The 12,848-nt window shown below is 34.0% G+C and carries 8 protein-coding genes; 2 read left to right on the forward strand and 6 right to left on the reverse strand.

Annotated elements, in window-relative coordinates:
* The first annotated feature begins 40 nt into the window (after positions 1-40).
* Positions 41-2,209, forward strand: coding sequence for a response regulator (locus ACM55F_RS17965; RefSeq protein ID WP_416855195.1), 2,169 nt, complete (start codon positions 41-43; stop codon positions 2,207-2,209).
* Positions 2,210-2,322: 113 nt separating this feature from the next.
* Here ACM55F_RS17965 and ACM55F_RS17970 read toward each other — a convergent pair whose 3' ends face one another.
* The 4 genes from ACM55F_RS17970 to argS form a co-directional block, all read right to left on the reverse strand.
* The gene (locus ACM55F_RS17970) at positions 2,323-3,249 is read right to left on the reverse strand and encodes a magnesium transporter CorA family protein (protein WP_416855196.1); all 927 of its coding nucleotides are present in this window, start codon (positions 3,247-3,249) and stop codon (positions 2,323-2,325) included.
* A gap of 227 nt (positions 3,250-3,476) precedes the next feature.
* Positions 3,477-4,358, reverse strand: coding sequence for a bifunctional 5,10-methylenetetrahydrofolate dehydrogenase/5,10-methenyltetrahydrofolate cyclohydrolase (locus tag ACM55F_RS17975; RefSeq protein ID WP_416855197.1), 882 nt, complete (start codon positions 4,356-4,358; stop codon positions 3,477-3,479).
* Positions 4,359-4,491: 133 nt separating this feature from the next.
* Positions 4,492-5,841 carry a signal recognition particle protein gene (ffh, locus tag ACM55F_RS17980; protein WP_416855198.1) on the reverse strand — a complete coding sequence of 450 codons (1,350 nt, stop codon included), beginning with the start codon at positions 5,839-5,841 and terminating at the stop codon, positions 4,492-4,494.
* Positions 5,842-5,993: 152 nt separating this feature from the next.
* Complete coding sequence (gene argS, locus ACM55F_RS17985; protein ID WP_416855199.1) at positions 5,994-7,784, reverse strand: arginine--tRNA ligase; 1,791 nt, start codon at positions 7,782-7,784, stop codon at positions 5,994-5,996.
* Positions 7,785-8,081: 297 nt separating this feature from the next.
* Here argS and ACM55F_RS17990 point away from each other — a divergent pair, with 297 nt between their 5' ends.
* Positions 8,082-10,451, forward strand: a complete 2,370-nt coding sequence (locus ACM55F_RS17990; protein ID WP_416855200.1) for a TonB-dependent receptor — start codon at positions 8,082-8,084, stop codon at positions 10,449-10,451.
* 101 nt (positions 10,452-10,552) lie between these two features.
* On the opposite strand, the gene ACM55F_RS17995 is transcribed toward ACM55F_RS17990, so the two are convergent.
* Together ACM55F_RS17995 and ACM55F_RS18000 are read right to left on the reverse strand one after the other, a co-directional pair.
* Positions 10,553-11,560 carry a 3-oxoacyl-ACP synthase III family protein gene (locus ACM55F_RS17995; protein WP_416855201.1) on the reverse strand — a complete coding sequence of 336 codons (1,008 nt, stop codon included), beginning with the start codon at positions 11,558-11,560 and terminating at the stop codon, positions 10,553-10,555.
* Positions 11,561-11,736: 176 nt separating this feature from the next.
* Positions 11,737-12,684 (reverse strand): ABC transporter ATP-binding protein, encoded by a 948-nt coding sequence (locus ACM55F_RS18000; RefSeq protein ID WP_416855203.1) that lies wholly within the window; start codon positions 12,682-12,684, stop codon positions 11,737-11,739.
* Between the last annotated feature and the right edge of the window lie 164 nt (positions 12,685-12,848).

The raw sequence follows: 12,848 nt of genomic DNA on the forward strand, positions 1-12,848 counted from the left end.
TCGTTACTTCAGAACACAAATATTTTTATCATTTTCATCAATGATTGTTTTGATAGCTGTTTGGTTTATGTTTTACCTGTATATCGACTGCAAAGTAGATTATCTGAATAACTTCACTTACAAATCGTACCGGGTTTCACAAGAGTTTACCGCTAACATCCGAAATTTTCAAACATTTTTGTTGTTTGGATATAAGGAAAAAGACTTTTACCTAAATCATAATCAAAAAGACCTTAAACTATACATAGACAATTTAAAAAATCAAAGAAAGGAAATTGATGTAATTTTCAAAGAATCGAAAGAGTTGAACATCGGAAACAATCCATCTATGACTCATCTTTCAAAAAAAATAGATAATCTTTATAGTGTTGTAAATCAGTTTAAAAAAACAGCATTAATCCGCGGCTTTAAAGATCATGGGATTGAAGGTGAGATGAGAAAGAAAGCACATTTTTTAGAAAAAAACTCTTCATTAAACAAAATTACTTTACTTCAATTTCGCAGACACGAGAAAGACTATATGTTACGTTCAGACGATACTTCTATCCAAAAATTTAAAGATTTATACACTTCAACTTTAAAAGATAGAAATATTGATTCAGCAACCAAGCAAGTGCTTACAGATTATAAAAATAACTTTGATTCTTTGGTGAAATTGAGTTCAAAACTAGGAGTTGCTCAAAATCAGGGTTTATATGGAAAAATAAATAAAATGAATGAGGCTGTTGAAAATTCATTTGTTCAAATTATAGCTCATAATAAAAAAAGAATAAATGAATTAAAAGAAACCTTATTCTATTCTCAATTATGCCAAACACTACTCATGGCACTAATTGCTTTACTATTATGTATTTACATATCTAAATATTTCACAAAAGACATCAAATTACTTTCGTTAGATATTTCAAATTATATAAAATCCAATTTCAAAGAACCTATATGCAATTTAAATCACAGATCATCAATTAGAGAAGTTGATTTCTTATTAATGAGTTACGGTATATTAAAAGAAAAGCTATCTGAAAACATTATTTTTTTAGAAAAGAAAACGGAACAAGCGAATAAAACAGCAACCTTCAAAACACAATTTCTTGCCAATATGAGTCACGAAATTCGCTCGCCTCTTAATGGAGTTATCGGTATGTTAAACATGCTCAAAACAAGCGCATTGAATAGTGAACAAACGGAATACATAGAAATAGCGGAACACAGTGCAGATCATCTTTTAGGTATTGTAAATATGATTTTAGATCATTCAAAAATGGAAGCTGGCAAAATGAAGATAGAACAATATCCAATACATCTTAAAAAAGAGCTCACTAAACTGATGCGATTATTTGAATACCGAATAAATGATGAAAACATAAAACTGCATTTTATTTATGATGACGGCATCTCAAATAACATACTTGGAGATAATTTAAGATTACAACAAGTACTGATCAACCTTATTGACAACGCCATTAAGTTTACAACTCATGGTGATGTTAAACTTGAGGTAAATTTATTAAATCGAATAGATGATTTACAATATTTGAATTTTAAAATCACGGATTCTGGTATAGGTATTGACCCTGATAAAACAGAACAAATGCTTTTAGCTTTTGAACAAGCAGATTTAACAACCACGAGAAAATATGGTGGCACCGGATTGGGTTTAACAATTTCTAACCAATTAGTACAACTAATGGGAGGTACTAAATTAAATATTATAGCTTTAGAAAGTGGAGGATCGAGTTTTAGTTTTGAAATTCCATTCAAAATCAATACAAAGATAATTCCAGTTGAAGACAGCAGTGAAAGTCAGTTCAATACTATAAAAGATGTAATTATTAATAAAGCATTAATTGTTGAAGATAATTTAATCAATCAAAAAGTTTTGCATAAACTTTTGAATAAACTAAATATCCCTTCAGATATTGCAATTAATGGAAAAGAAGCGGTTTCACTTTATAATGAAAACGATTATGACATCATTTTTATGGATTTACACATGCCTGAAATGGATGGGTTTGAAGCAACAGAAAAAATACATTCCTCTGCAAAATACCAAATTAACGCAATACCAATTATTGCTGTAACTGCAAGTGCATTTGATGAAGACAAGGTAAAAGCCATTTCTAACGGTATGGATGATTTTATCACTAAACCTGTTGTTTTAAAAAACTTAGAAGAAATTATTGCTAAACAAATGCAGCTCCAGATGTAACCAATAAAACCCTAAACATCAATACGAAACACTCTTGCATAACGGTGCATTTTATTCATTCCTATTTTAAGGATGGGCAAATTTAAAAACGTTTCAAAATTCGAAACGTTTTTTTAAAACCATCTTTTTCTTTTGAACAAAAACACACCAAAAGCAGATAACAAAACGGATACGGAAATGACAATCCATATTCCATAGCGATTATCTTCTAAATCATTAGGCACATTCATTCCATAAAGACTGGCAATCAATGTTGGAATCATCAGAATTATCGAAATCGAAGTCATCTGCTTCATGATAGTATTCATATTATTAGAAATCACAGAAGCATACGCGTCCATGGTTCCTGTTAAGATGTCACTGTAAATATTAGTGGTTTCTTGCGCCTGACGCAATTCAATTTCAACATCTTCCAACAAATCAAGATCAAAATGTTCTTTTTGGGACTTTATATTCTTGATTCGATGCAACAAAATATCATTCCCTTTCAAAGATGTCATAAAGAAAACCAAACATTTTTCTATTTGAAGCAACGCTTGTAATTCTTCATTCTTAATTGACTTTTCTAAATTATCCTCGGCTAATTTTATTTTTTGATTGACTTGCTTTAAATATTTTAAAAACCAAACACTGGAGGAAAGCAATAACTTCAACACTAAATCGAAGTTATCTTTAATATTAATATTCTTGCGTTTGGTGTAGGTTACAAAATCGGTGAGCATTTCCGTTTTATGAAAACTGATGGTAATGCAAACTTCTCCTTTAAAAACAACGCCGACAGGAATTGTATGAAAAGGCAACTTCACATCGTTACTCTTCACAGGAATTCGCATGATTATCAGAGTCCAACCATTTTCAATTTCTATCCTTGGTCTTTCGTCAATATCCTCAATATCATTATAAAATGCTTCTGGAATTTGTAATTCTTCGAGTAAATATTTTTTTTCTGCTTCGGTAGGACATTCAATATTTATCCAGCAGTTTGGAGTCCATTCAGTAGTGGCAATTAATCCGTTATTATTTTTGTAAAAAGCTCTCATTTCAAAATTCTATGGGTTTATTTATAGCCTCTTGAAAATAGTACAAGTGCTATATTAGTTCAACATTTCCGAATAATAATCGTCCATTTTAAAGTTTTTTTTTAAGTAGTGCAAAAGTATTCTTTAAATTCTGTTCTACCATCAATTATCAGAATTTTAAGCGTTTTTTAAGATAAAAAAAGCCTTAAACTATCGTTTAAGGCTTCTATATAAAATAATAGTACTTTTTATTTACGGCTTCTCAGTTTCCTTGCCAGCAATGTATTTTGCAATAACATTGCAATTGTCATTGGTCCTACTCCACCTGGAACGGGTGTTATAAAAGAGGACTTTTTACTCACTTCATCAAAATCAACATCGCCAGTAATCACGTATCCTTTTGGGTGAGAAGCATCTTCTACTCTGGTAATACCTACATCAATTACAACCACTCCCTCTTTTACCATATCGGCTTTAAGGTAATTAGGAACTCCTAGTGCTGTAATGATAATATCAGCATTTCTTGTAAATTCTTCAATATTTTTTGTTCTACTGTGAGTAAGTGTTACCGTTGAATCACCTGGATATCCTTTGCGACTCATCAAGATACTCATTGGACGACCCACAATGTGGCTACGTCCAATAACAACGGTATGTTTGCCTGCAGTTTCTACTTTGTAGCGTTCTAACAATTGCATAATTCCAAATGGAGTTGCCGGTAAAAATGTCTCCATTTCCAAAGCCATTTTTCCGAAATTGGCAGGATGAAAACCATCTACATCTTTATCAGGATCAATCGCCATCAAGATTTTTTGCTCATCAATGTGTTTTGGCAAAGGCAATTGAACGATATAACCATCTAAATCATCATCTTCATTTAGTTCTTTGATTTTTGAAAGCAACTCTGTTTCAGTAATAGTTTCCGGTAAACTTACTAAAGTGGATTCGAAGCCAATTTGTTCACAAGACCGTACTTTACTGCCAACATATGTTAAGCTGGCGCCATTAGTACCAACGATTACAGCTGCTAAATGAGGTACTTTTTCCCCATTGTTTTTCATTTGTTGAACTTCGGCAGCAATTTCCTGTTTAATATCTTCCGATGTTTTTTTTCCGTCTAGTAGTTGCATTTCTTCTTGTTTAAAAAGTTTAAAGTTTAAAGTTTAAAGTTTTGGACACTTAAACGAAAACTCTTAAAATATTAATAGTATAATGTGTTTCAAAACTGATTACTGAAAACCTGAATACTGAACACTATTTTTTTTATCTCATTCCTGGCATACCACCTTGCATGCCACCCATCATTTTCATTAGATTTTTCCCTCCCGGACCTTGCATCATTTTCATCATCTTACTCATTTGCTCGAACTGCTTCATCAATTGATTCACTTGCTCTATTTTTGTTCCGGAACCTTTTGCAATTCTAGCTTTTCTTTTTACGTCAATTATGGCTGGCTTACTTCTTTCTTTTGGAGTCATCGAATGAATGATAGCTTCAATATGCTTAAAAGCATCGTCTTCAATTTCAACATCTTTCATGGCTTTTGAAGCACCTGGTATCATTCCAACCAAATCTTTCATATTACCCATTTTCTTCACTTGTTGGATTTGGGACAAGAAATCATCAAACCCAAATTCATTTTTAGCAATTTTCTTTTGGATTTTTCTGGCTTCTTCTTCGTCAAATTGCTCTTGCGCTCTTTCCACCAAAGACACAACATCTCCCATTCCAAGGATACGTTCCGCCATACGAACAGGATAGAATACATCAATGGCATCCATTTTCTCCCCTGTACCTACAAATTTAATCGGTTTATTAACTACTGATTTAATTGAAATTGCAGCTCCACCACGGGTATCTCCATCTAATTTAGTAAGGATAACACCATCGAAATTTAATCTTTCATTAAAGGTTTTTGCAGTATTTACAGCATCTTGACCCGTCATTGCATCAACAACAAATAAGGTTTCATGAGGCTGAATTGCTTTGTGAACGCGTTCGATCTCATTCATCATTTCCTCATCCACGGCCAAACGACCTGCTGTATCGACAATCACTACGTTAAAGCCATTGGCTTTTGCGTGCTTGATTGCATTTTGAGCAATCTCTACAGGATTTTTATTCTCTGGTTCAGAATATACCTCTACTCCTATCGAATCTCCGACAACATACAATTGTTGAATAGCTGCAGGACGATAGATATCACAAGCTACTAATAATGGTTTCTTATTCTTTTTGGTCAATAAATAATTAGCTAATTTTCCAGAAAAAGTAGTTTTACCTGAACCTTGTAAACCTGACATTAAAATAACCGTTGGAGTACCAGAAAGATTGATTCCGGCAACATCCCCACCCATTAATTCAGTAAGCTCGTCTTTTACCAACTTTACCAATAATTGTCCCGGTTGAAGCGTGGTTAATACATCCTGACCAATTGCTTTTTCTTTTACTTTGGTGGTAAAATCTTTGGCGATTTTAAAGTTAACATCGGCATCCAGTAAAGCTCTACGAACCTCTTTTAATGTTTCAGCTACGTTTACTTCGGTGATTTTTCCGTGACCTTTTAGTATATGAAAGGCTTTGTCTAGTTTATCGCTTAAATTATCGAACATGATTTTTTATTTTATTGAAGTGCAAAGATAAACTAATTAGATAATTAGGCAATCAGATAATTAGATAATTGACGAGGGGGGTATTCCGATTTATTTTAACAAAAAAACGACCTCAATGTGAAGTCGCTTTGTGTTTGAACAATTTTATTTTGTTACATTCTTTCCGGAACATTAATCCCTAACAAACTAAAAGAAGCAGCGATGGTATCAGCCACTTTTTTAGACAATTGCACTCTGAATATTTTTTTCTGTAAATCTTCTTCCCCAAGAATTGGAACAGCCTGGTAGAATGAATTGTATTCCCGCACCAAATCGTAGGTGAAGTTTGCTAATAAAGCCGGACTATGGTTATGGGCTGCACTCTGAATCACCTCAGGAAACAATTCCAATTGTTTCAATAATTCTTTCTCTTTTTCGTGCAAGGTCACCATTTGTGATGTATTGGAAAAATCAAAATTAGCCTTACGAATAATCGACTGAATTCTGGCATACGTATATTGAATAAACGGTCCCGTATTACCCGCAAAATCTACTGATTCTTCCGGATTGAAAAGGATTCGTTTTTTTGGATCTACTTTTAAAATGTAATATTTCAAAGCTCCCAAACCTATCGTATTGTATAATTTTGCTTTTTCTTCAGCAGAATAGGTATCTAATTTACCTAAATCTTCAGCAATTTTCTGAGCTGTATCTGTCATTTCCTGCATCAAATCATCGGCATCGACAACAGTTCCTTCTCGGCTTTTCATTTTTCCAGAAGGCAGATCTACCATTCCATAAGACAAATGAAATAGATTTTCTGACCAGTCAAAACCTAATTTTTTCAGGATAAGAAACAATACTTTGAAATGATAATCTTGTTCGTTTCCTACCGTATAAACCATTCCGCCAACATCCGGGTAATCTTTTACACGTTGAATAGCAGTTCCAATATCCTGCGTCATATAAACTGCAGTTCCGTCTGAACGAAGTACAATTTTTCTATCTAAACCCTCATCGGTTAAATCTATCCAAACCGAACCATCAGGATCTTTTTCAAAAACACCTTTCTCAAGACCTATCTGAACGACATCCTTACCTAACAAATAGGTATTACTTTCATAATAAAAACAATCAAAATCAACCCCTAAATTTTTATAAGTAATAGCAAAACCATCATAAACCCATTGATTCATGGTTTTCCAAAGATTGATTACTTCTGCATCACCAGCTTCCCATTTCAACAGCATTTCTTGTGCTTCCAGAATAATCGGCGCTTGTTTTTTCGCTTCTTCCTCCGTTTTACCGGCACTCATTAATTGGGCAATTTCTTCTTTATACGCTTTATCAAAAGCCACATAATAATTCCCGACTAATTTATCTCCTTTTAACCCTGTTGATTCTGGCGTTTGTCCGTTTCCGAATTTTTGCCAAGCCAACATTGATTTGCAAATATGAATTCCTCTATCGTTTATGATTTGGGTTTTATATACTTTTTTACCGGAAGCTTTGATAATTTCGGCGACTGAATATCCTAAAAGATTGTTACGAACGTGACCTAAATGCAACGGCTTATTTGTGTTAGGCGAAGAATACTCGACCATTACGGCTTTATCTTCAGTCCCGAAGCTTCGGGATGGCGTAACGAAACCAAATTTTGTATTGTCTTTGATTCCATTGAAGAAATCCAAATAATATTCGTCAGAGATAACAATGTTTAAAAATCCAGAAACGACATTAAAACGACTCACTTCGGTTACATTTTCCACCAAATAGTTACCAATTTTAGTCCCTAATTCTACGGGATTACTTTTTATAACTTTTAACAATGGAAAAATCACCATAGTTATATCACCCTCAAATTCCTTCCGAGTGGTTTGAAATTCAACTTTGTCAATAGCAATGTCAAACAAAGCGAGAACCGCTTTTTCAATAGAAGGCGTAAGAATTTGTGATAATGTCATTTTATGTATTTATTTTAAGGTTGCAAAGATAGTTATAATGCATCAATTTGAAAATTGGAAAACAATATAATTTCCTACGCAAAACATGGTATAATCATTTACTTTTTGCAGTTCAGCTCTTTTTTTTAAAATAGCTGTAACAATTTAAACATTCAAGAGTCTATTAAGTAACTTTTCAAATATTCAATTTAAATAAAAATTACATTGTATAAAACAGTATTATGTAATACATGTTATTTAAAATAAATATATACCTTTGCATCATCATCAATCAATTTTAATAAAAAATCAAAAATCATGAATCTCAAATTAATTTTACTTTGTTTATTGGGAGCGGTGCTTCCGATACAAGGCCAAACTTCGGTCAAACCAATTCTTCTGGAAAATCAAGGAACTATTTCCGGAAAGGTTATCGACAAGAAAACCAACGAACCACTACCTTATGTAAATATTGTAGTTAAAGAAGAAAACAAAATAGTTACCGGAGGCATCACTTCAGACAAGGGAACGTTCCTTATCAAAAATCTGGATTTAAAAAGCTACACTGTAGAAATACAGTTTATAGGCTACAAAACCGTTTACAAAACAATTTCACTAACTGCAAAAGGAAAAACAGCGGACTTAAAAACAATCTCTTTAGAGGAAGATGCTATCCAATTAGAAGGAGTCGAAGTAGTAAATGAACGCTCTACAATTGAACAAAAGATCGATAGAAAAGTAATCAACGTTGGTAAAGACTTATTATCTGCAGGAGCCACTGCCGCAGAAATCATGAACAACATTCCTTCGGTAAGTGTTGATCCGCAAACCAATGCGATAAGCCTTCGCGGCAATTCAAATGTCCGAATACTAATTGATGGAAAGCCTACTAATATTGATGCTTCACAACTGCTACAACAAATCCCTTCTACATCCATCAAGCAAATTGAATTGATCACCAATCCTTCTGCTAAATACAATCCGGAAGGAATGAGCGGAATTATCAATATTGTATTGAACAAAAACAGTAAAATTGGTTTCAACGGAAGTATAAATAATGGTGTAACCTTTGGAAAAACACCAAAATTAAATTCTTCAGTAGATATGAATTACAGAACCGGAAAGTTCAATATTTATGGAAATTACGGATTGAATACCGGCAAGCAATCCAATCGTGGATTTATAAACACATTAGAGCCTGGTGAGGAAGATTTTCAAAAATTCACTTTTGTAAACAACAATACTTCTCATTTAGCAAAAATAGGCTTTGATTTCTATCTGAATGAAAAAAATACTATTTCCTTCTATACAAACCATAATATTTTTAAAGGCAGTGGCGATTCTAAAACCACAGTTAATTTTGTCGATCTTGGAAAAGAAGACATTACACAATTGTTCAACAATGAAGATGATAATTATTCACAGACCTATAACTTAGATTATAAAAAGAACTTCAAAAAAGAAGGCCATTATATAGAACTCGAAGTCAATTACAACACTAACGACAACAAGGAAATCGGTGCTTTTAGTACTCCTGCAACCAACTATATTACCAATGTCGGAAATAATACTTTAATAAATTTAGATTATACAGATCCTATATCAGAGACCGCTAAATTAGAATTAGGACTAGAAACCAGAATTGAAGATACCCGAAATAAGTTTCTTTTAGACAATGCTTACAATTCCGATTTCGCTTATGATAGAAATATATACTCTGCCTATGCAACCTATTCAAAACAATGGGGGAAATGGAGTGCACAAGCAGGGACCCGATTTGAAAAATACAATGCAAGCGCACTATTCAGAAAGGTAAATGAGAATGATGCTACTTTCGAAGATGATTTATTCACACTTTATCCTTCGGGATATATCAATTACTCCCCTAGTGAAAAAAACTCTTTTAACCTGAGTGTTTCCAGACGTGTGGACAGACCAAGCATCAACCAGGTAAATCCTATTCGTGAATGGAGTACTCCTCAGGTTGATTCCGAAGGAAATCCGGAACTTTTCCCGCAGTTCACTAATTCGTATGAATTGAATTACACGCGAAAAACAAAAATAGGCTCCATTACAACCGGCGTATTTTACAGAAGAATAAACGATGAAATAACAAGAACACTTTACGAAAGCCCGACTGATCCTTCAAAACAAATTCTATCATACGCCAACCTGAATGACAATAATGCGTATGGTTTTGAACTATCCGGAAATTTAGATTTTAAAAAATGGTGGAGTGCCAACATCAGTTTTGATGCGTATACTAAAAAAACAAAAGGAATTGTTGCCGATGAATTTATAGAAGTAGATGTGACTACTTTTAACACCCGAATCAGCAATACGTTTAAACCTTCTAAAAACCTTCGTCTTCAGCTGTCAGGAATGTACAGGGGACGTGATTTAGGTTTGCAATTTGAAAGACAGCCCATGTATAAAATAGATTTAGGATCGAGCTATACAATTTTAAAAGGAAGTGGAACCATAACAGCCCGATTCAGTGATGTATTCAATACTATGAATTTTGCGTTCGACGGTACTAAACCAAAAAGACAAGAAGGACAATTCAATTGGGAAAGTCAATCAGCATATGTTGGATTCAATTATCGCTTTGGCACAGGAAAAAACAAAGCCATTCAACGAAAACAACGTGACAAAAACGAAACCCAAGGTGGTGGTGGACTTTTATAAAATAAGTTTTAATAGTTTGTTGCAAAAAGAAAAACCCGGAGTATGCCAACTTCGGGTTTTTTGATTTTAATTAAACTTTTGAAACTGACACTAAAAAGTGATTACCATTTTATAATAGCGCTTCCCCAGGTAAACCCACTACCAAAAGCAGCTAAAACTACTGTATCTCCTGCTTTTATTTTTCCTTTTTCCCATGCTTCGGTCAAAGCAATTGGAATAGAAGCCGCTGTTGTATTACCATATTTTTGAATATTATTGTATACCTGATCCTCTGTCAAACCGAATTTCTTTTGGATAAATTGAGAAATCCTCAAATTCGCCTGATGCGGGATTAGCATATCGATATCCGAAACCTGCAAATTATTAGCTTGTAAACCTTCCTTAATAACCTCCGAAAAACGAACCACTGCATTTTTAAACACAAATTGTCCGTTCATATAAGGAAAATAACTTTCATCATCCGGGTCATTATCTGCCAAAATATCCGTAACCCAACGACCTCCCATTCCTGGTGCTTTCACGATTAACTCTTCAGCGTGTTGCCCTTCGGAATGCAAGTGAGTAGACAAAATTCCTTTAGTCAAATCTTCTTCTCTGCTCAAAACAGCTGCTCCTGCTCCATCTCCAAAAATTACCGAAACTCCTCTGCCTCGAGTCGTCATATCCAATCCTGCCGAATGTACTTCAGAACCAATCACCAAAACATTTTTATACATTCCTGTTTTGATATATTGATCGGCAACTGACAACGCATAAATAAAACCGGAACATTGATTTCTGACATCTAATGCTCCTACAGTTCTAAGACCTAAATCACGTTGTACCAAAACTCCCGGACCAGGAAAATAGTAATCAGGGCTTAAGGTCGCAAAAACTACAAAATCAATGTCTTCCTTATCAAGACCAGAGCGCTCAATAGCAATCTCAGCCGCTTTCACTCCCATCGTGGTCGTGGTATCTTCACCTCTAATAATATGCCTTCTTTCCTGAATACCAGTTCGTTCTTGAATCCACTCATCATTCGTGTCAATAATTTTCGACAAATCGTCATTGGTAACAATATTGGAAGGAACATAAAATCCTAATCCTGCTATTTTTGAATGATACATAGTTTTTGATATTTTATTAAAATCAACGATACAAATCTAACGATACGTTAAATATTAGACCACAAATTACTACTTTTTTAGCAATATGCAATTATTTTTTTCAGAAGCGATTTACTTCGTCAGTTCGCTTTGCTCGTGTCCTGCTGTACACTATAGCTTTTCAACTAATCTTTCTATCAGGCTAACATCAATGTCACTTCCTGATTCAATTCTAATTCTGAATCGTGTTCAAAGAAAATAGCCCTTCTTTCAAAAGCAGCTTTAATCAAATAATGACTTCCTTTAAAATAACATTGTTTCACAACCACTTGCATCATTCCGTTATCGACCACTTTCAATTGATGTGGATACAATAAAAGGATTTTATCATCGTCACTCTCAAGTTCAATTAATTGAGATAATTTCAATTCATTTACTTCCCCAAAAAGAGAGGCAATATATTTGTTCGCAGGATTTTCATACAACTCTTTTGAGTTTCCTTGTACAACCACTTTCCCATTTTGAATCACAATCGTTTCATCAGAAAAAGACAAAGCATCAGTACTGTCATGTGTGGCAATAATACAGGTAATCTCTTTTTGTTTTAAGTAACTGAACAAATTCCTGCGCAAGGAATTTTTCCGAAACGAATCAATTTGACTAAACGGTTCGTCCAGCAAAATTATTTCTGGCTCCAGTGCCAAAACTCTTGCCAAAGCAACTCTTTGCTGTTGTCCGCCACTTAGGTATTTGGCTTTTACTTTTGCAAATTCTGTCATTTCGACCATTTCCAAAAGCTCCTGAACTCGAGCCTTTTTTTTATCTTTATAAATATTAGACAAAAACTTCCCTACATTTTCTTCAACGGTTATGTAAGGCATTAAATCGAAATCCTGAGCTAAATATTTAATGTACTCTTCACCAGGAATAAGGTTGTGTTTCGGACCAAGAATGCGCTTATTGTTATAGGTTATTTCTCCTTCAGCCAAATCGTATAGTCCATATATCAATTTCAATAAAGTACTTTTACCACAGCCACTTTCACCAATAATAGCGGTGTTTCGGCCTTTGGCAATAGTGAAACTAACAGCTTCAATGACGGGTTTGTCAATGTAAGTGAAGGAAATATCTTTTATCTCGAGCATCATTTGTATTTAAGAGCGCAAATTTACAATGTTTAATTCAAATTCAGAATCGGATAGGAGCCTAGGGATTATTTCCCTAGGCGACCTTCCACACCACCCGGCATACGGATCCGTACCAAGGCGGTTCTTAATTTACGATACATTTTAGGTAGATGTCATTTAGG

The sequence above is a fragment of the Flavobacterium melibiosi genome (assembly GCF_048158545.1).
Classification (GTDB): Bacteria; Bacteroidota; Bacteroidia; order Flavobacteriales; family Flavobacteriaceae; genus Flavobacterium; species Flavobacterium melibiosi.